The 19,217-nt window shown below is 41.7% G+C and carries 20 protein-coding genes; 13 read left to right on the forward strand and 7 right to left on the reverse strand.

Annotated elements, in window-relative coordinates; translation table 11 throughout:
• Positions 1 to 131: 131 nt before the first annotated feature.
• From kinC to ade, 4 genes are all read left to right on the forward strand, one after another.
• On the forward strand, positions 132 to 1,418 hold the full coding sequence (gene kinC, locus MKX38_RS07745; RefSeq protein WP_003232333.1) for a two-component sensor histidine kinase KinC: 1,287 nt from the start codon (positions 132 to 134) through the stop codon (positions 1,416 to 1,418).
• Between the two features lie 15 nt (positions 1,419 to 1,433).
• Positions 1,434 to 2,261, forward strand: a complete 828-nt coding sequence (locus MKX38_RS07750; RefSeq protein WP_167559812.1) for a gamma-glutamylcyclotransferase — start codon at positions 1,434 to 1,436, stop codon at positions 2,259 to 2,261.
• Positions 2,262 to 2,323: 62 nt separating this feature from the next.
• A complete protein-coding gene (gene ktrC / locus MKX38_RS07755) occupies positions 2,324 to 2,989 on the forward strand; it encodes a Ktr system potassium transporter KtrC (RefSeq protein WP_003222311.1) in 666 nt (221 codons plus the stop codon).
• 155 nt (positions 2,990 to 3,144) lie between these two features.
• Positions 3,145 to 4,881 (forward strand): adenine deaminase, encoded by a 1,737-nt coding sequence (ade, locus tag MKX38_RS07760; protein WP_167559810.1) that lies wholly within the window; start codon positions 3,145 to 3,147, stop codon positions 4,879 to 4,881.
• 33 nt (positions 4,882 to 4,914) lie between these two features.
• Here ade and rnjA read toward each other — a convergent pair whose 3' ends face one another.
• Both rnjA and rnpZA read right to left on the reverse strand, forming a co-directional pair.
• A complete protein-coding gene (gene rnjA / locus MKX38_RS07765) occupies positions 4,915 to 6,582 on the reverse strand; it encodes a ribonuclease J1 (protein ID WP_003245660.1) in 1,668 nt (555 codons plus the stop codon).
• Positions 6,583 to 6,587: 5 nt separating this feature from the next.
• A complete protein-coding gene (gene rnpZA, locus MKX38_RS07770; RefSeq protein ID WP_003222303.1) occupies positions 6,588 to 6,797 on the reverse strand; it encodes an RNA polymerase subunit omega 1 in 210 nt (69 codons plus the stop codon).
• A 385-nt stretch (positions 6,798 to 7,182) separates the two neighbouring features.
• Here rnpZA and MKX38_RS07775 point away from each other — a divergent pair, with 385 nt between their 5' ends.
• Positions 7,183 to 7,956: a Cof-type HAD-IIB family hydrolase gene (locus tag MKX38_RS07775; protein ID WP_003245153.1), complete on the forward strand. Its 774-nt coding sequence runs from the start codon at positions 7,183 to 7,185 to the stop codon at positions 7,954 to 7,956.
• 35 nt (positions 7,957 to 7,991) lie between these two features.
• On the opposite strand, the gene def is transcribed toward MKX38_RS07775, so the two are convergent.
• On the reverse strand, positions 7,992 to 8,546 hold the full coding sequence (gene def, locus MKX38_RS07780; RefSeq protein ID WP_015715824.1) for a peptide deformylase: 555 nt from the start codon (positions 8,544 to 8,546) through the stop codon (positions 7,992 to 7,994).
• A gap of 109 nt (positions 8,547 to 8,655) precedes the next feature.
• Positions 8,656 to 8,814 (reverse strand): YjcZ family sporulation protein, encoded by a 159-nt coding sequence (locus MKX38_RS07785; protein ID WP_003232317.1) that lies wholly within the window; start codon positions 8,812 to 8,814, stop codon positions 8,656 to 8,658.
• 213 nt (positions 8,815 to 9,027) lie between these two features.
• On the opposite strand from MKX38_RS07785, the gene MKX38_RS07790 reads away from it, so the two are divergent.
• The 5 genes from MKX38_RS07790 (at position 9,028) to lpdA (ending at position 15,079) form a co-directional block, all read left to right on the forward strand.
• On the forward strand, positions 9,028 to 9,699 hold the full coding sequence (locus MKX38_RS07790) for a YkyA family protein (protein WP_088325808.1): 672 nt from the start codon (positions 9,028 to 9,030) through the stop codon (positions 9,697 to 9,699).
• A 423-nt stretch (positions 9,700 to 10,122) separates the two neighbouring features.
• Positions 10,123 to 11,238: a pyruvate dehydrogenase (acetyl-transferring) E1 component subunit alpha gene (gene pdhA, locus MKX38_RS07795; RefSeq protein ID WP_339189131.1), complete on the forward strand. Its 1,116-nt coding sequence runs from the start codon at positions 10,123 to 10,125 to the stop codon at positions 11,236 to 11,238.
• A 3-nt stretch (positions 11,239 to 11,241) separates the two neighbouring features.
• Positions 11,242 to 12,219: a pyruvate dehydrogenase complex E1 component subunit beta gene (gene pdhB / locus MKX38_RS07800; protein ID WP_003232313.1), complete on the forward strand. Its 978-nt coding sequence runs from the start codon at positions 11,242 to 11,244 to the stop codon at positions 12,217 to 12,219.
• A gap of 114 nt (positions 12,220 to 12,333) precedes the next feature.
• Positions 12,334 to 13,662: a pyruvate dehydrogenase complex dihydrolipoyllysine-residue acetyltransferase gene (gene pdhC / locus MKX38_RS07805; protein WP_003232311.1), complete on the forward strand. Its 1,329-nt coding sequence runs from the start codon at positions 12,334 to 12,336 to the stop codon at positions 13,660 to 13,662.
• 4 nt (positions 13,663 to 13,666) lie between these two features.
• Complete coding sequence (lpdA, locus tag MKX38_RS07810) at positions 13,667 to 15,079, forward strand: dihydrolipoyl dehydrogenase (RefSeq protein WP_003232309.1); 1,413 nt, start codon at positions 13,667 to 13,669, stop codon at positions 15,077 to 15,079.
• A 44-nt stretch (positions 15,080 to 15,123) separates the two neighbouring features.
• Here the strand turns inward: lpdA and slp are convergent, their stop codons facing one another.
• Positions 15,124 to 15,498: a peptidoglycan-associated lipoprotein Slp gene (gene slp, locus MKX38_RS07815; RefSeq protein WP_003245672.1), complete on the reverse strand. Its 375-nt coding sequence runs from the start codon at positions 15,496 to 15,498 to the stop codon at positions 15,124 to 15,126.
• 418 nt (positions 15,499 to 15,916) lie between these two features.
• On the opposite strand from slp, the gene MKX38_RS07820 reads away from it, so the two are divergent.
• Positions 15,917 to 16,036: a GapA-binding peptide SR1P gene (locus MKX38_RS07820; RefSeq protein ID WP_003232305.1), complete on the forward strand. Its 120-nt coding sequence runs from the start codon at positions 15,917 to 15,919 to the stop codon at positions 16,034 to 16,036.
• 38 nt (positions 16,037 to 16,074) lie between these two features.
• Here MKX38_RS07820 and speA read toward each other — a convergent pair whose 3' ends face one another.
• Positions 16,075 to 17,547 carry an arginine decarboxylase gene (gene speA / locus MKX38_RS07825; RefSeq protein WP_339189133.1) on the reverse strand — a complete coding sequence of 491 codons (1,473 nt, stop codon included), beginning with the start codon at positions 17,545 to 17,547 and terminating at the stop codon, positions 16,075 to 16,077.
• Positions 17,548 to 17,731: 184 nt separating this feature from the next.
• Between speA and MKX38_RS07830 the strand changes: the two genes are divergently transcribed.
• Positions 17,732 to 17,998: a UPF0223 family protein gene (locus MKX38_RS07830; protein WP_003245382.1), complete on the forward strand. Its 267-nt coding sequence runs from the start codon at positions 17,732 to 17,734 to the stop codon at positions 17,996 to 17,998.
• A gap of 32 nt (positions 17,999 to 18,030) precedes the next feature.
• On the opposite strand, the gene MKX38_RS07835 is transcribed toward MKX38_RS07830, so the two are convergent.
• On the reverse strand, positions 18,031 to 18,669 hold the full coding sequence (locus MKX38_RS07835) for a YktB family protein (protein WP_003232300.1): 639 nt from the start codon (positions 18,667 to 18,669) through the stop codon (positions 18,031 to 18,033).
• A gap of 239 nt (positions 18,670 to 18,908) precedes the next feature.
• Between MKX38_RS07835 and MKX38_RS07840 the strand changes: the two genes are divergently transcribed.
• A complete protein-coding gene (locus MKX38_RS07840; protein WP_009967148.1) occupies positions 18,909 to 19,097 on the forward strand; it encodes a hypothetical protein in 189 nt (62 codons plus the stop codon).
• The last annotated feature ends 120 nt before the right edge of the window (positions 19,098 to 19,217 follow it).

Raw genomic sequence — 19,217 nt, forward strand, 5'->3', positions numbered from 1 at the left:
GATTACCGCCGCCTAAGATAAGACATCAAGATATTTGGTAATGAATGATTTGGGATACTTTACATATTTTACTCAATTATTTGTCGAAGAATGGTACAATAAGTAGAGAAACACAAGCGGCAGGTGGTCATATGAGAAAATATCAAGCTCGTATCATTTCCATCATTTTGGCAATGATTTTTATAATGTTTTGGGATTATTTATTTTATTTTATAGGCAAAAACCCGATTAATTGGCCTGTTGATATTGTGTATACTGCAGTCACGCTGGTAAGTGTCTGGATGTTGGCTTATTATATTGATGAGAAACAGCAGCTGGTTAAGAAAATGAAGGATAACGAATGGAAGTATAAACAGCTTTCTGAAGAAAAAAACCGCATCATGGATAATTTGCAGGAAATCGTATTTCAAACGAATGCAAAAGGCGAAATTACATATTTAAACCAAGCGTGGGCATCTATAACCGGGTTTTCAATCAGTGAATGTATGGGAACAATGTATAACGATTACTTCATAAAAGAAAAGCACGTAGCCGACCACATTAACACCCAAATCCAAAACAAAGCGTCTTCTGGCATGTTTACGGCAAAATACGTGACAAAAAACGGCACGATTTTTTGGGGAGAAGTTCATTATAAACTTTACTATGACCGGGATGACCAATTTACAGGCAGCCTGGGTACAATGTCAGATATCACTGAGCGGAAAGAGGCTGAAGATGAGCTCATTGAGATTAATGAACGGCTGGCGAGGGAATCCCAGAAACTATCAATCACAAGTGAACTTGCCGCAGGTATTGCTCATGAGGTCAGAAACCCTTTAACATCTGTCAGCGGTTTCCTCCAGATTATGAAAACACAATATCCGGACAGAAAAGACTATTTTGACATCATCTTTTCAGAGATTAAAAGAATCGATTTAGTGCTCAGCGAGCTGCTGCTGCTTGCAAAACCGCAGGCAATCACATTTAAAACACACCAGCTTAATGAGATCTTGAAACAAGTCACGACATTGCTTGATACCAATGCCATTCTGTCCAATATCGTCATAGAGAAAAATTTCAAAGAGACAGATGGCTGTATGATTAATGGAGACGAAAATCAGCTGAAGCAGGTCTTTATCAACATCATTAAAAATGGAATTGAGGCAATGCCAAAGGGCGGTGTCGTCACCATTTCAACTGCTAAAACCGCCTCTCATGCAGTGATAAGCGTAAAGGATGAAGGAAACGGCATGCCGCAGGAAAAGCTGAAGCAGATTGGCAAACCTTTTTATTCAACAAAAGAAAAGGGCACTGGACTGGGACTTCCCATTTGTTTGAGAATCCTGAAGGAACATGACGGGGAATTGAAAATCGAAAGTGAAGCTGGAAAAGGCAGCGTCTTTCAAGTGGTTTTGCCTTTAAAATCAGACAGCTGAGAGGAGAAAAATAAAGTGAACTCGCTTCTGTTTGTATACGGGACATTAAGAAAGCATGAAAAAAACCATCATTTGCTGGCACAATCGGCATGTATCAATGAGCAGGCGAGAACAAAGGGAAGTTTGTTTGCTGCAAAAGAGGGGCCCACAGCTGTTTTTAATGGTGAAGGCTATATATACGGCGAAGTATATGAAGCAGATGAATTGTGTATACATAACCTCGATCAATTTTTTCAAGGATATCATAAACAAACGGTGTTTGTAGAAACGGATGTCGGGATTAAAAATGCGCTTATTTATTTTATGAACAAAGACGGGTTTGCCGGCTTTACGAAAATAAGCAGCGGCGACTGGAAAGAACATCAGATGATCAGCAAATCGAAAAATCCCATTTATTATTTTGCCTATGGATCATGCATGGATAATGCCCGCTTTCAAAAAGCGGGAGTCGATCACTATTTTCAAGATCCAGTAGGAAGAGCTGTTTTAAAAGGATACACAACTTGCTTCACGCTAAAAAGGGATGACGGTTCAAGAGCGGACATGTTGGAAGACGGAGGAACAACAGAAGGCGTTTTATACCGTATTCCTTATTCTGCTCTCTCCTATCTATATAAAAGGGAGGGTGTCGAATCTCTTACGTATCGGCCGGCATTTGTAGACGTTGAAGCTGGCGGAAGGCACTACAAAGACTGCTTAACCTTTCTCGTCCTCCAAAAAGAAGCGGAAATTGCCCCGCCTCAGCACTATCAGATTGAAATCGAACGCGGAGCGGAGCTGTATTTGTCGCCTGAGTTTACTGAAAAGCTCAAGCGGTATATGAATTCGCTGCCAAAAGGATAACACTGTAACAAAAGAATATGATAAAATTTGATCAATATCATGTCGTATAAAGGAGCACCACGATGAAAAAAGAATTTGCGGTAATTGGGCTGGGCCGTTTTGGTGGCAGTATTTGCAAAGCATTAAGCGAAGAAGGCGTCGAGGTTATGGCAATGGATATCGATGAAGATAAAGTCAACGAGTATGCCAAGATTGCATCTCACGCAGTTATCGGTGATTCGACAGACGAATCTGTCCTGAAAAATTTAGGCCTGCGAAATTTTGACCACGTTATTGTAGCAATCGGGGAAAATATTCAAGCGAGTATTTTAACGACACTCATTCTGAAAGAACTTGGCGTCCATACGATTACAGTTAAAGCGCAGAACGATTATCACGAAAAAGTGCTGTCTAAAATTGGCGCGGATCACATCGTCCACCCGGAACGCGATATGGCAAAACGAATTGCGCATAATATCGTGTCCAACAATGTACTTGACTATTTGGAGCTGTCTGAAGAGCATAGTCTTGTTGAAATCGTAGCTAACAGCCGCCTGGCTGGAAATACACTTCTCGATTTAGATATTCGCGCGAAATACGGTATTAACATCGTAGCCATAAAAAGGGGCAAGGAAGTCATCGTATCACCGCTTGCAACCGAAGTCATCCACCAAGAAGATATACTCATTGTTATTGGATCAGTTACAGACATCTCCCGTTTCGAAAAAAGAGTTCTTCATACAAAATAGCAGTCAAATAAGCCGTCCTCAAAGGGCGGTTTTTCATATTATCAGAATATAACAACTTTAATGAACTGAGCGTCAAGTTCTTAAAATTTCATTGACTAAGCACAGGCGTTCCGATAGCATATTGTACCATATAATAAAAAAGAGGAGGGGCCTATTTGAATAAAGAAGCGCTAGTCAATAGGCTGAATGCTTCGGCCAAAAGACAAAAAGCTGATATCGTCATTAAGAACGGAAAAATCATGGACGTATATAATCAAGAATGGATATATGAAGATATTGCGATTACAGATGGAGTTATTGTAGGCCTCGGTGAGTATGAAGGCGAAAATACCATTGATGCAGAGGGACAAATGATTGTTCCGGGTTTTATTGATGGACATGTACATATTGAGTCATCAATGGTTACACCGATTGAGTTCGCTAAAGCAGTGTTGCCTCATGGCGTGACGACGGTCGTTACAGATCCGCATGAGATCGCGAATGTGTCTGGTGAAAAAGGGATTGTGTTTATGCTTGAACAAGCTCGGCATACACCGCTGAATATCCATTTTATGCTTCCTTCCAGTGTGCCTGCCGCAAGTTTTGAGCGATCAGGCGCAATTCTCAAAGCTGCCGATCTCAAGCCTTTTTATGAAGAAGAAGAAGAAGTATTAGGGCTGGCTGAAGTTATGGATTATGTGTCGGTTCAGCAGGCTGAAGAAGACATGGTTCAGAAACTGCTCGATGCCCGTGTGGCAGGAAAACGGATAGACGGTCATTTAGCTGGTTTATCAACAGACCTCATTAACATTTACAGAACCGCCTTTGTCTTAAACGACCATGAAGTAACATCGAAGGAAGAAGCCCTTGATCGTATCAGAAGAGGCATGTATGTCATGATGCGTGAAGGATCAGTCGCCAAAAACACGCTCAATGTGCTGCCGGCGGTAAATGAAAAGAACGCACGTCGGTTCTTTTTCTGTACGGATGATAAGCATGTGGATGATTTATTGTCAGAGGGAAGTGTAAACCATCAGGTGAAAATGGCGATTCAAGCCGGACTTGATCCGTTTTTAGCCTATCAATTAGGAAGCCTCAATGCGGCCGAGTGCTACGGATTAGATACAAAGGGAGCGATTGCCCCGGGTTTTGACGCTGATTTGCTCTTTGTATCTGATCTGGAAAATGTCACTGTCACAATGACGATGGTAAAAGGGCAGACTGTTGCTGAAGACAGCAAAGCGGTCTATCAGGATCATGCTTCAACTGCAGCACCAGATCAGGCACTGCTTGATTCTGTTAAGCTTGCTGCTCCTCTTAACAAACAGGATTTTCATATGCCAATCGATTCAGAGCAGCAAATCAATGTCATTCAAATCATACCAAATCAGCTTGAAACAAGATTAGTACAAGTTCCGGCTCCTGATGCCCGCGAATTTGAGCCTGACACTGAGTTTGATTTGTTAAAGATTGCAGTTGTCGAGCGGCATAAAGGATTGAAAGAAACCGGACTTGGTGTTGTGAAAGGTTTTGGATTCAAGAGCGGAGCGATTGCCACAACCATTTCACACGACTCCCATAATATTATTGCTGTCGGAACGAATGATGAGGATATCGCGGCGGCAGTTAATAAGCTGCAGGAAATTGGCGGAGGATTAACGATTATAAAAAATGGGGAAGAGCTCCATTCAGTACCGTTGCCGATTGCAGGGTTATTATCCGACCAATCTGCAGAGCAAGTGAATCAAAGCTTGCTGACGCTTCATGATAAATTGCCGTTAATCGGTTTCACAGGCGGATTTAATCCATTTTTGACATTGTCGTTTTTAGCTTTGCCTGTCATTCCTGATATTAAAATGACGACTACGGGATTATTCGATGTAAAATCATTTCAACACATATCACTGCAATAAAAAGAGGCACTCCCTTAGGGAGTGCCTCTTTTTTTAAACCTCCATAATGATCGGCAGGATCATTGGACGGCGCTTTGTTTTTTCGTACAAGAAAGGCGCAAGAGTGTCTGTAATCTCGTTTTTGATTTCAGACCATTGAGTCGTTTTTCGTTCCATTACTTTTTGTAAGTGATTTGAAATGAGCTCTTGAGCGTCGTTGATCAAGTCGCCAGATTCTCTCATGTACACAAATCCTCTGGAAATCAAATCTGGACCCGCTGAAATCTTGAAGTCGTCCATGTCAATGCTGACAACAACGATGACAAGTCCTTCTTCAGAGAGAATTCTGCGATCACGAAGTACGATATTGCCAATATCACCGATACCGCTTCCGTCAATGTACACTGAACCGGACGGGATTTTTCCTGCAACTGAAGCCTCATCGCCTTTAAGTGCTAATACTTCACCATTATCCATGATAAAGCAGTTTTCCTCTGGGATGCCACAATCTGTTGCAAGTTTGACATGCATCTTTTGCATTCTGTACTCACCGTGAATCGGCATGAAGAATTTAGGCTTGATTAAACGAAGCATCAGCTTCTGTTCTTCCTGTCCGCCGTGACCGGATGTATGGATATCGTTAAGAGGGCCGTGAATAACCTCAGCACCCGCACGATACAGCTGGTTGATTGTTCGACTCACGCTGATTGTGTTGCCTGGGATAGGGGATGAAGAAAATACGACTGTATCCCCAGGATTGATTGAAATTTGGCGGTGTGTGCCGTTTGCAATTCTTGATAACGCCGCCATTGGTTCCCCTTGGCTTCCTGTACATAAAATTGTTACTTTATTAGCAGGCATACGATTGATTTCGTTATGCTCAATAAACGTATTTTTAGGACAGTTAATATAACCGAGTGTCTGTCCAATTTCGATAGCCGATTCCATACTGCGTCCAAATACGGCAACTTTTCTTCCATTTTGTACAGCAGCTTCAATTACCTGCTGCAAGCGGTGAATATTCGACGCAAATGTGGCGAAGATAATTCGGCCGTCCACCTTGCGGAAAATGTCATGAATGCTTTCTCCTACACGGCGCTCAGACATGGTAAACTCCGGATTTTCACTGTTTGTGCTGTCTGAAAGAAGGCACAAAACGCCTTCTTTACCGATTTCGGCCATTTTCGTTAAGTTTGCCGGCTCGCCGACTGGAGTAAAGTCGAATTTGAAATCCCCAGTATGTACGATGTTTCCGGGCGGCGTTTTTACAACAATGCCGTAGGAATCCGGAATACTGTGTGTTGTTCTGAAGAATGACACAGCCGTTTTGCGGAACTTTACAATATCATCCTCGCCGATAATGTTCAGTTTCGTCTGTCTCAATAATCCATGCTCTTCAAGTTTATTCCGAAGTAAGCCGATCGCGAGTTTTCCGCCGTATACAGGAATATTCACTTGTCTGAGCAGGTATGGAATACCGCCGATGTGGTCTTCGTGCCCGTGGGTGATAAAAAGCCCTTTAATTTTATCTTCGTTTTTGACTAAATACGTATAATCAGGGATGACGTAGTCAATTCCGAGCAGTTCGTCCTCGGGAAACTTGATCCCCGCATCAATCAGTACAATTTCATCCTGGAATTGCACCGCGTACGTATTTTTACCGATTTCGCCCAAACCTCCGAGGGCGAAAACAGCAGTCTGATCATTTTTTACAAATTTCATACCGCTCATAACTCCAATACTTTAAAATTTTCGCTCTGTTGTTCATATTCTAAGAATGCACCATCAACAGGTGTAATAAACTCAATATTAAATTTCTTTTCTTTCAGCTTTGTTCTGACGTCACGCTCAGATACGCCTTCAATATAAAGTGAATCTGTCTTTTCCCGAACAGGTACTTCGTCAGCCTTCTCTTGATAAAATACCTTATAAATCATTCCAAATCTCTCCTTAAATGCCGTATGTTAGACTCGCTCATTCTATTATATTCGAAAACGGAATATAAGGAAAGCCTTGAGCAAAATAAGGATCTCTCAAAAAGTGAAAGATCCCTTGTCAGGCAATTGCTTTCTTACGGAGCATTCCGTTCCATTGTCTTCTGAGTTTCTTTCTTAATTTACGCAGCATTAGCCAGTCCCTCCTTTAATGAAAAATTTGTCCCAGAGTTCTTTTATACAAATAGTATACGGAGATTGAGGAAGACTTTTCGTGGTTATTAATGGAATTTAATATGATTTTTGAACGAAATTGTTTGCTGAATGACAATCTTTTTGTATGATGAGGGTGGGAATTGCAGACCAAGACGATAAAGGGGAAGTTGCGATGGATTCTAAATTAATCTTTTTTGATATTGACGGCACAATATATGATCATGATAAGAATATACCGGAAAGTACGAGAAAAACCGTGGCGGAGCTTCAGCGCCAAGGGCATCATGTGTTTATTGCCAGCGGCCGGTCTCCATTTTTGGTTAAGCCGATTTTGGAGGAGCTGGGCATCCACTCATTTATTTCCTACAATGGACAGTTTGTTGTCTTTGAAAATCAAGTGATTTATAAAAATCCGCTGCCTGAAAATGCAATCAGGCGATTATTAAAGCAGGCGGATGAAGGCAAGCATCCTGTTGTGTTTATGGCTGAGGACACGATGAAAGCGACTGTTGCGGATCACCCCCATGTTCTCGAGGGAATCGGCAGCCTTAAAACAGATTATCCAGAGACCGATGACCTTTTTTATGAAGGAAAAGAAATTTTTCAGCTTCTTTTATTTTGTCAGGATGAAGAAGAAAAAGCTTATGCCGCTTTTCCTGAGTTTGATCTAGTTCGCTGGCATGAGCTATCGACTGATGTTCTGCCGCACGGAGGTTCGAAGGCAGAAGGAATCAAAAAAGTGATTGAGCGTCTTCCGTTTGATATCGGCGATACATATGCTTTCGGCGACGGATTAAATGATTTGCAAATGATTGAATACGTTGGGACAGGCGTTGCTATGGGAAATGCTGTTCCCGAACTGAAAGAAATCGCGGACTTTGTAACAAAACCGGTGGACGAGGATGGAATTGCATACGCTGTCAAAGAATTGGGCCTTTTAAAATAAAGAAACGGCTGGCATTGTGCCAGCCGTTTTCTCTTTTAGCGCTCAATTGCGATTGCATTTTCAGGTTCTTTGAAAGGATTTTCCTTATCAATATGATCATAGAACATAACGCCGTTCAAATGATCGATCTCATGCTGAAACACAATAGCCGGAAATCCTTTTAAACGAATATCAATATTTTCGCCTTCTAGTGTTGTTCCTTTTACTCTGATGCGAGAATAGCGGGGAACATAACCGGGAATCGCTTCATCCACAGAGAGGCAGCCCTCGCCGCTTGTTAAGTAGCTTTTTTCAACTGAATGGCTGACGATCTTAGGATTAAACAGAGCATAGCTGTATAATTTACCGGAAGCATCTTCCGCATGAACGGCGATCATTCGTTTTTTGATATTAATTTGAGGAGCTGCGAGTCCTACGCCAGGGCGCAGCTTGTATTTTTCGGCTAATTCTGGATTTTGGCTGTTTTTAACAAATTCGATCATGTCGGCCAGCTGCTGTTTTTCTGCATCAGTTGGAGGCAGCTCAACAGGTTCGGCAGTCTCTCTGAGGGCTGGATGGCCGTCACGTACGATGTTTTCCATAGTAATCAAGAAACTTCACTCCTAAAGCTTAATATGTAAATTATATCGGATTTCTTCACAAAGGTGCAACGAAACGAATGACCAGCCGTATATGGCTGGTCAATTTCATGCTGTGTGGTTAGCAACAGCCTCCACCTAAATAAGCAGCTCCGACAATGATTAACAGAATGAATAAAACAACGATTAGCGCAAAGGTGCGGCCGTAGCCATATCCGCAGCCACCATATCCGTAACCACCATAACTGCAGCAGCCTCCGCCGTAACCATATCCATACATATTACATAACCTCCTCTTTTAATTACGCCAGAGCCTTTATAAGTAGGCATAGCGTCTAATATAACCTATGTAAAAACAAAAAAGTTGTATGGTCATCTGTCCTGATTTTTCACTTTTTTGATTTAATTTCAGTATTGCATTTATACAGCACGGCTATTGCCAAATGTCCCCATGGATTCTATAGTAGAAATTGTCAAGATTGGGGGATTTAACGTGAAAGACGCTATAAAACGGCGGCCTGGAATCAAGATCGGAGCTTTTTGTGCCATGGCACTGATATTAACAGGATGCATGGTACAGGACCCGGTTGATTCAGTTCATCATTCATTAGAAAAAGCCGCGGAATCGGAAAAGCCGTTTCAAGAAGAACAAAACACACTCAAAGAATTAGAGGCCAAAGAAAATCAGCTTTACGATAGTGTTATGAAGCTCAATATGGATGATTATAAAAAAATTGTTGCTTTATCTAATAAGGCGCTTGAAAATGTCAGCAAGCGCGAAGAACACCTAAAGCTTGAAAATGACAGCATGAAAAAATCGGAAACAGAATTTGAGGAAGCAAAAACGTCAGCGGAACATATTAAGGAAAAAGACATAAAAGAAAAGGCCGATGCCGCAGCAAACCATATGGAGAAAAGATATACATCATATGGCAGTATGTATAAAGAGTATAAAAAAACGCTTGAGCTTAATAAAAAACTGTATATGCAGCTGAAAGACAAAGATTTGACAAGAGATGATCTGGATCAGCAGATCGATAAAGTCAATGCTTCTTATGAAAAGATCCTTAAATATAGCGGAGAATTTAATGAACAAACCGAAAAATATAATAAAGCCCGGGAAGATTTATATGATGCTGCAGGCTATCGTGTGAAAAAGAGCTGACTCGATCAGCTCTTTTTTTGAATGAAATGCGATTCGGATTTCGTTCAAAATTTTCATTTCTATTGTAGTACAGCATAGTAAGGTATACTAGTACAGTTTCGGGTGCGGTTGGCATCTGTTTTTTTGATGAAAATGTAAAGCGAATACATTTATTGAAAATCAGCGATGAAAACGATTGACGGTTCTTCTTTATTTGGTGTAAACTAATCCATGTTAAGCGGTGTTGTATTAGTTTTTTACAACTTCGAAATAATACAGTTCAAAGCAGAGTGTAACTATCCTACATAAAAGGTTTTGGCAAACTGGGGATCGGCTAAAATATAATACGACTTACTGCTGATACTTTAGGGTACCCTAAGTTTGTATGTATAAAAGGAATGCACGTCTAATGACTGTTTAAAAGAAAGGAAGAGGTGACTTAGTATGGCTGCAAAAACGAAAAAAGCTATCGTTGACAGTAAGAAGCAATTTGATGCCATTAAAAAGCAGTTCGAAACGTTCCAAATTTTAAATGAAAAGGGAGAAGTCGTGAATGAAGCGGCGATGCCTGATTTAACTGATGATCAATTAAAAGAGCTAATGCGCCGCATGGTATTTACGCGTGTGCTTGACCAACGCTCTATCTCATTAAACCGTCAAGGACGTCTCGGATTTTACGCTCCTACTGCGGGTCAAGAAGCTTCTCAGATTGCAACGCATTTCGCGCTTGAAAAAGAAGACTTTGTTCTTCCTGGATACCGTGATGTGCCTCAGTTAATTTGGCACGGCCTTCCATTATATCAAGCGTTTCTTTTCTCTCGCGGACATTTCAGAGGAAACCAAATGCCTGATGATGTGAATGCCCTTTCTCCACAAATCATTATCGGTGCTCAATACATTCAAACTGCCGGTGTTGCGCTAGGTCTTAAAAAACGCGGTAAGAAAGCTGTCGCAATCACTTACACTGGTGACGGCGGAGCTTCTCAAGGGGACTTCTACGAAGGAATTAACTTTGCCGGAGCTTATAAAGCACCTGCAATCTTCGTGGTGCAAAACAACCGTTACGCGATTTCAACTCCTGTTGAAAAACAATCTGCAGCTGAAACAATTGCACAAAAAGCTGTAGCTGCCGGTATTGTCGGCGTACAAGTAGACGGAATGGATCCGCTTGCTGTATACGCAGCAACTGCTGAAGCACGCGAGCGCGCAATCAACGGCGAAGGTCCAACACTAATTGAAACACTTACATTCCGTTATGGCCCGCACACAATGGCTGGTGACGATCCTACTAAATATCGTACAAAAGAAATCGAAAATGAGTGGGAACAAAAAGATCCGCTTGTACGTTTCCGTGCGTTCCTTGAAAACAAAGGCTTATGGTCTGAAGAAGAAGAAGCAAAAGTGATTGAGGATGCGAAAGAAGAAATTAAGCAAGCGATCAAAAAAGCTGATGATGAACCGAAGCAAAAAGTAACTGATTTAATGAAAATCATGTACGAAAAAATGCCTCACAACCTTGAGGAGCAATTTGAAATTTATACACAGAAGGAGTCGAAGTAAGCCATGGCGCAAATGACAATGATTCAAGCAATCACGGATGCGTTACGCACAGAACTGAAAAATGACGAAAATGTCTTAGTTTTCGGAGAAGACGTTGGTGTAAACGGCGGCGTATTCCGTGCGACAGAAGGATTGCAAAAAGAATTCGGTGAAGACCGTGTGTTTGACACGCCACTTGCTGAATCTGGTATCGGCGGTCTTGCCCTTGGTTTAGGCTTAAACGGCTTCCGTCCGGTAATGGAAATCCAATTCTTCGGATTTGTTTATGAAGTAATGGATTCAGTTTCTGGCCAAATGGCTCGTATGCGCTACCGTTCTGGCGGACGCTGGACTTCACCTGTAACAATTCGTTCTCCATTCGGCGGCGGTGTTCATACTCCTGAACTTCACGCTGACAGCTTGGAAGGTCTTGTTGCACAACAGCCTGGTATCAAAGTTGTTATTCCATCAACTCCTTACGATGCCAAAGGACTTTTAATTTCTGCGATCAGAGACAATGATCCTGTTGTCTTCTTAGAGCATATGAAGCTTTACCGTTCTTTCCGTCAGGAAGTTCCTGAAGAAGAATACACAATTGAGCTTGGAAAAGCTGACGTGAAACGTGAAGGTACTGATCTTTCAATCATCACTTACGGCGCAATGGTTCATGAATCATTAAAAGCTGCTGATGAGCTTGAAAAAGACGGCATTTCTGCTGAAGTTGTCGACCTTCGTACAGTAAGCCCACTTGATATCGATACAATTATCGCCTCTGTAGAAAAAACAGGACGCGCGATTGTCGTTCAAGAGGCACAAAAACAAGCCGGTATTGCTGCAAACGTAGTAGCAGAAATTAATGACCGTGCGATCCTGAGCTTGGAAGCACCTGTACTTCGCGTTGCAGCGCCAGATACAGTATTTCCTTTCTCTCAAGCGGAGAGCGTATGGCTTCCAAACCATAAAGACGTTCTTGAAACAGCAAGAAAAGTGCTTGAATTTTAATCAAACTGCATAATCGAGAGGGAAGATGAACGTTTTCCCTCTATTATATATCTGTTTTCAATGCTTACGATGTAAACTTTAAAATTGCTTAATCAAACTAGGAGGTCGAGAACTGTGGCATTTGAATTTAAACTTCCAGATATCGGGGAAGGTATCCACGAAGGCGAAATCGTAAAATGGTTTGTCAAGCCTAACGACGAGGTAGACGAAGATGATGTACTGGCTGAAGTCCAAAATGATAAAGCAGTAGTAGAAATTCCTTCACCTGTTAAAGGAAAAGTATTAGAATTAAAAGTTGAAGAGGGAACGGTTGCAACTGTTGGACAAACGATTATTACGTTTGATGCACCTGGTTACGAAGATCTTCAATTTAAAGGCAGCGACGAGTCTGACGATGCGAAAACTGAAGCACAAGTTCAGTCAACTGCAGAAGCTGGACAAGACGTTGCGAAAGAAGAGCAAGCTCAAGAGCCTGCAAAAGCTACTGGCGCAGGACAGCAGGATCAAGCTGAAGTTGACCCGAACAAACGCGTGATCGCTATGCCTTCCGTACGTAAATATGCACGTGAAAAAGGTGTAGACATCCGTAAGGTTACTGGTTCAGGCAACAACGGACGTGTTGTAAAAGAAGATATCGACAGCTTTGTAAACGGAGGAGCGCAAGAAGCTGCACCGCAAGAAACAGCTGCACCACAAGAAACAGCTGCTAAACCGGCTGCTGCACCAGCTCCAGAGGGCGAATTCCCAGAAACACGCGAAAAAATGAGCGGTATCCGTAAAGCAATTGCAAAAGCGATGGTTAACTCTAAACACACTGCTCCTCACGTAACGTTAATGGACGAAGTGGACGTAACAAACCTTGTTGCACATCGTAAACAGTTCAAACAGGTTGCTGCTGATCAAGGAATCAAGCTGACTTACTTGCCTTACGTTGTAAAAGCTCTTACATCTGCACTGAAAAAATTCCCTGTTTTAAACACGTCAATTGACGATAAAACAGATGAAGTCATCCAAAAACATTACTTCAACATCGGTATCGCTGCTGACACTGAAAAAGGCTTGCTTGTACCGGTTGTGAAAAATGCAGATCGTAAATCTGTCTTTGAAATTTCTGATGAAATCAATGGCCTTGCAACAAAAGCTCGTGAAGGCAAGCTTGCTCCAGCTGAAATGAAAGGCGCATCTTGCACAATTACAAACATCGGTTCTGCCGGCGGACAATGGTTCACTCCGGTTATCAACCATCCAGAAGTTGCGATTCTTGGTATCGGACGCATTGCAGAAAAAGCGATTGTTCGTGATGGCGAAATCGTAGCAGCTCCAGTCTTAGCTCTTTCTCTCAGCTTCGACCACCGTATGATCGACGGAGCAACTGCGCAAAATGCATTAAATCACATCAAGCGTTTACTGAACGATCCACAATTAATTTTAATGGAGGCGTAATGTTATGGTAGTAGGAGATTTCCCTATTGAAACAGATACTCTTGTAATTGGTGCGGGACCTGGCGGCTATGTAGCTGCCATCCGCGCTGCACAGCTTGGACAAAAAGTAACAGTCGTTGAAAAAGCAACTCTTGGAGGCGTTTGTCTGAACGTTGGATGTATCCCTTCAAAAGCGCTGATCAATGCAGGTCACCGTTATGAGAATGCAAAACATTCTGATGACATGGGAATCACTGCTGAGAATGTAACAGTTGATTTCACAAAAGTTCAAGAATGGAAAGCTTCTGTTGTCAACAAGCTTACTGGCGGTGTAGCAGGTCTTCTTAAAGGCAACAAAGTAGATGTTGTAAAAGGTGAAGCTTACTTTGTAGACAGCAATTCAGTTCGTGTGATGGATGAGAACTCTGCTCAAACATACACGTTCAAAAACGCAATCATTGCTACTGGATCTCGTCCTATCGAATTGCCAAACTTCAAATATAGTGAGCGTGTGCTGAATTCAACTGGTGCTTTGGCTCTTAAAGAAATTCCTAAAAAGCTCGTTGTTATCGGCGGCGGATACATCGGAACTGAACTTGGAACTGCGTATGCTAACTTCGGTACTGAACTTGTTATTCTTGAAGGCGGAGATGAAATTCTTCCTGGCTTCGAAAAACAAATGAGTTCTCTCGTTACACGCAGACTGAAGAAAAAAGGCAACGTTGAAATCCATACAAACGCGATGGCTAAAGGCGTTGAAGAAAGACCAGACGGCGTAACAGTTACTTTCGAAGTAAAAGGCGAAGAAAAAACTGTTGATGCTGATTACGTATTGATTACAGTAGGACGCCGTCCAAACACTGATGAGCTTGGTCTTGAGCAAGTCGGTATCGAAATGACGGACCGCGGTATCGTGAAAACTGACAAACAGTGCCGCACAAACGTACCTAACATTTATGCAATCGGTGATATCATCGAAGGACCGCCGCTTGCTCATAAAGCATCTTACGAAGGTAAAATCGCAGCAGAAGCTATCGCTGGAGAGCCTGCAGAAATCGATTACCTTGGTATTCCTGCGGTTGTTTTCTCTGAGCCTGAACTTGCATCAGTTGGTTACACTGAAGCACAGGCGAAAGAAGAAGGTCTTGACATTGTTGCTGCTAAATTCCCATTTGCCGCAAACGGCCGCGCGCTTTCTCTTAACGAAACAGACGGCTTCATGAAGCTGATCACTCGTAAAGAGGACGGTCTTGTGATCGGTGCACAAATCGCCGGAGCAAGTGCTTCTGATATGATTTCTGAATTAAGCTTAGCGATTGAAGGCGGCATGACTGCTGAAGATATCGCGATGACAATTCACGCTCACCCAACATTGGGCGAAATCACAATGGAAGCTGCTGAAGTGGCAATCGGAAGTCCAATTCACATCGTAAAATAATTTTCATATCAAAAACAGCCCTCGCTCAAAGCGGGGCTGTTTTTTTATTTTGACAGCACATGCTGTAATGGTTTAATGATGTCTTCTTTCTTTTTCACACATCCCTCGATTTTCACCACGACATGGCGCTGATCAACAACCATAAGGGTAGGGACAGTTTCAATCTCATCTTCCCAGCCTTCTTTTTTATCATAGACCTTCATTTTATCTATTTGCTCGGGATAATCTTTTTCTAAATCAAGCAGTGCATCGTAATAAGGCGCTTCCTGGTCTATTTGGTTCTCATCAGAAAAAAACAGGATTTGTGTATGATGAATGTTGTCAATCCGGCTTTTTTTCATCGGATTGATGGTGGAAAGCGTACAGCCCGATAAAGCAAATACTATTATCAGCATGGGGAATACCGCGCGATATCGCATCTATCTTCTCCTCTGTATAAACAGTAGTTAACTAGCTTTAGTTTATCACGAGAGGCGGCTTAATCTGCTTCTTGTTACCTAATTGTTATATAATTGAAACCGTTTTTAAAGTGAGATTACATATTATATCAATCGTTTAAAATAGCAACCTGGGGTATATTGAATTTTTTGCTGCATTCTTGGATGAAAGTTCAAGAAAACGTGAAATTACATTATGTGCTGTGGCATATATATCGAGTAAAGCTTCTGTATGAAGAAGATATTGTATGAGGGAAAATGGAAAAGCACGGTCTATATGATGATCTAAAATTAAATGTGTTATACAGTTTATTGTTGACATTTTAAATGTGACATATTAATATAATAACAACAAAAGAAATTAAGCGTTTTCAAATTTCAAAGAAATGGGGAATAAGAGATGGGTACGATTGTTTGCCAAGATTGCAACGAAGCCATTCATTACTTTGAAGATGAGAAAGTGACAACATTATACGGAACATGCTGCGGACAATGTCAATGTCCTGTTGATGAAGAGTAAAAAAAGCATGCGGCTTAAAGCCGCATGCTTTTTATTTTTTATTGAATTGCTTTTTGTTCTTTGATGACCCGGATCATATGTAAAGTCGAGTCCTCAGGTCCTTGAACAGGGAGGCCTGCGTCAAGGTTTTTAAAAATGTAGCTGATGTTTTCTTCTGTAATAATTTCTCCTGGAATGAAGATTGGAATACCAGGCGGATATACCATGACAAATTCAGCAATAATCCGTCCGGATGCTTCTTTTAATGGGATGACTTCCGTATTTGCATAAAAAGCATCACGCGGAGTCATTGCCAATAAAGGTATTTCTGGAAGCAGAACCTCAGTTTGCTGATGTGTTACATCTTGTTCTGACATTTGCTGTGCGATCTCAGTTAAAGCCTCTACAAGCCGGTCTGCATCATTTTGGCTGTCACCAGGAGTGAAAATACACAAAATATTGTACAGATCAGAAAGCTCCACCTCAATATTAAAGGATTCACGAAGCCATTTTTCCACGTCATGTCCTGTCAGGCCAAGACTTTTCACAGAGATAATCAATTTTGTCGGATCATAGCTGTAAGCTGCTTTCGAACCAAGAATCTCAGAACCGACACAATAAATGCCTTCAATCTGGTTGAGGCGATCTCTCGTCTGATTGGCAAGCTTTAGTGTTTCCTCAGCAAGCTGGTGGCCTTCTGTTGCAAGGCGTTTTCTGGCAACATCCAAAGAAGCGAGAAGCAAGTAAGAAGTTGACGTAGTTGTCAGCATGCTCAGGATGGATTGCACTCTGTCTTTAGATACAAGGCCTTCTCTCATGTTTAAAATAGAGCTTTGTGTCAGTGATCCGCCCAGTTTGTGGACACTTGTCGCTGCTATGTCTGCTCCTGCCTGCATAGCTGAAAGCGGCAATTCATCGTGAAAATGAATGTGAACGCCGTGTGCTTCATCAACAAGTACCGGCACATTGAACGAATGAGCGAGTTCTACGATGCTTTTTAAGTCGGCTGCAACACCGAAATATGTCGGGTTGATGACGAGAAGCCCTTTTGCATCCGGATGTTCGGTAAGCGCCCGTTTAGCAGATTCAAGTGTAATGCCGTGGGAGATGCCCAACTCATTGTCAATTTCAGGATGAATAAAAATTGGAACCGCTCCGGAAAATACAATAGCTGTCATAATTGATTTATGAACATTTCTTGGAATAATAATTTTATCGCCAGGTCCGCAAACAGCCATTACCATTGTCATAATGGCGCCGCTTGTTCCTTGAACAGAAAAAAATGTATGATCCGCGCCAAATGCTTCAGCAGCCAGATCTTGTGCTTGTTTAATAATGCCTTTTGGCGCGTGCAGATCGTCTAATGGTTCAATATTAATCAAATCTATGCTTAACGCGTTTTCACCGATAAATTGTCTGAATTCTGGGTCCATTCCTGCCCCTTTTTTATGGCCGGGAATGTGGAATTGAACAGGCTGTCTGCTTGCATGCTTTTTCAGTCCTGTGTATAAGGGTGTTTCATGTTGCGACAATTGTTTTCCCACCTTTGTAATCATACCTATGCATAATAGTGTGTATTAAAATCAGTTTCTCAACCGTTTTTTAGACGTAAAACAAATGAATTATATTATGAACTTGAAAGAATGTAAAGAACAATTTATGATCAAATGAAGATGCTTTCTCTTAAGGGAAGTAAATCTACAAGGAGTGAAGAAAATGGAGTATCAATATCCGATGAATGAAGATTGGACAACCGAAGAAGCAGTGGATGTGATTGCATTTTTCCAGCAGGTTGAGCTTGCATATGAAAAAGGGGCGGATCGTGAAGAACTGCTTAAAGCTTACCGCCGTTTCAAGGAAATTGTACCGGGGAAGGCCGAAGAAAAAAAGCTATGCGGCGAGTTTGAGGAACAAAGTACATATTCTCCTTATCGCACGGTCAAACAGGCGAGAGAATCTGATCACGCGAAGATTAAGATGTAAGAAAAAGAGCCGGGGGATATCCCGGCTCTTTTTTATGCTTGTGTTACTTTTTGGGTGAGACGGTACAGAAAAGCAAGCTGTTTAAAGGCATCGTCGATACGCTGAAGGAATTCCTGGTTATTCATATTCAGCACTTCTTCTTTTTGGAGCTGGATGCCGCATAACAGCTCGGCTTTCTTTACAGTCTGCAAACGCTCAAACAGTGTCTTCAGCTGTTCCTTGTCCATTTCAGACTGTTTATGTACTCCCGGTTTTGTGTGATCTGCAGACCAAACGAAGCTGTCAGGGATATTTTTCGTAATGGTTTCTTGGTTCACTTCAAGCAATTTGCCGTATTCTTCTTTGATAGGGGATTCATAAATAATCGCGAACCATACAAAGACGTGGCTTTCCCATAAACCAATTTGGAAATGCGGCAGTTTTTTATAGCCTCTTTTGCTGTTTGCGAACGCCACCCAGCTGTCAGCCGGGGGATTGACGGATCTTCTTGCGTGCTTTGCCACATGCGGAAACATTTCATCTCCGGTTAAAGCTGATAAAGTTGGGGCAAAATGTTCGCCTAGAGCTGTAAGCTTCGGACGGACCGTCTCTTTTAATACTTCCATGCGCGCGTCTAAGCCTTCTATTGTAAATGTGTTAAAGTCTTCTTCAGTGAAACGCATTTGTGTCATGATTTTCCTCCTTCATGCTAAGTATACATATTTTATCACAGTTCATACGAGCTTCAAAAAGATTGAGCGCGTTTGAAGTAAGGAGAAATGTGGTAATAAACGAGTAGGTAAACACACAATTTTCAGAATCATGTTGCGCGTAAATAGAACAATCATACGATATAAGAAGTAATCATTGTTGAATGGCAAAATGGGATGCTTTTTTACAAACAAATGATCTCTGGAAGGGGCGAAAGACAATGAGGCAAGTTGTAAAAGAGGGATTTAAGGAAGAGAAAAACAATCGTGTTGCTGTCTGGAGACTAGAGGTTGATTATGAATTGGCAACCCTATATGAAGCAATGCAGAAAGAAAATGAAGAGCAGATTGAACAAAGCAAAAACAAACTTGAGCGACTTAGAAAAGAATGGATTCGTCTTAACGGGTAAAAAAGCGATAGTGAAAACGAACCGCATGAATGGTTCGTTTTTACGTGAGAAGGGATATTTTTCATTTTCCTTGCTTTTTCATTGCCGTTATCAGTATCCTATAAAATAAAAGGTCTACAT

Source organism: Bacillus sp. FSL M8-0025, from assembly GCF_037975475.1.
GTDB lineage: Bacteria > Bacillota > Bacilli > Bacillales > Bacillaceae > Bacillus > Bacillus subtilis.

Bases quoted from the DNA above. Each gene is read 5' to 3' on its own strand.
- MKX38_RS07785 (WP_003232317.1), bottom strand. From the start codon at position 8,814: ATGTATGGATATGGTTACGGCGGAGGCTGCTGCAGTTATGGTGGTTAC.
- lpdA (WP_003232309.1), top strand. From the start codon at position 13,667: ATGGTAGTAGGAGATTTCCCTATTGAAACAGATACTCTTGTAATTGGT.
- rnpZA (WP_003222303.1), bottom strand. From the start codon at position 6,797: ATGATTTATAAGGTATTTTATCAAGAGAAGGCTGACGAAGTACCTGTT.
- MKX38_RS07820 (WP_003232305.1), top strand. From the start codon at position 15,917: ATGGGTACGATTGTTTGCCAAGATTGCAACGAAGCCATTCATTACTTT.
- MKX38_RS07840 (WP_009967148.1), top strand. From the start codon at position 18,909: ATGAGGCAAGTTGTAAAAGAGGGATTTAAGGAAGAGAAAAACAATCGT.
- kinC (WP_003232333.1), top strand. From the start codon at position 132: ATGAGAAAATATCAAGCTCGTATCATTTCCATCATTTTGGCAATGATT.
- MKX38_RS07830 (WP_003245382.1), top strand. From the start codon at position 17,732: ATGGAGTATCAATATCCGATGAATGAAGATTGGACAACCGAAGAAGCA.
- pdhA (WP_339189131.1), top strand. From the start codon at position 10,123: ATGGCTGCAAAAACGAAAAAAGCTATCGTTGACAGTAAGAAGCAATTT.
- MKX38_RS07835 (WP_003232300.1), bottom strand. From the start codon at position 18,669: ATGACACAAATGCGTTTCACTGAAGAAGACTTTAACACATTTACAATA.
- pdhB (WP_003232313.1), top strand. From the start codon at position 11,242: ATGGCGCAAATGACAATGATTCAAGCAATCACGGATGCGTTACGCACA.
- ktrC (WP_003222311.1), top strand. From the start codon at position 2,324: ATGAAAAAAGAATTTGCGGTAATTGGGCTGGGCCGTTTTGGTGGCAGT.
- slp (WP_003245672.1), bottom strand. From the start codon at position 15,498: ATGCGATATCGCGCGGTATTCCCCATGCTGATAATAGTATTTGCTTTA.
- rnjA (WP_003245660.1), bottom strand. From the start codon at position 6,582: ATGAAATTTGTAAAAAATGATCAGACTGCTGTTTTCGCCCTCGGAGGT.
- MKX38_RS07775 (WP_003245153.1), top strand. From the start codon at position 7,183: ATGGATTCTAAATTAATCTTTTTTGATATTGACGGCACAATATATGAT.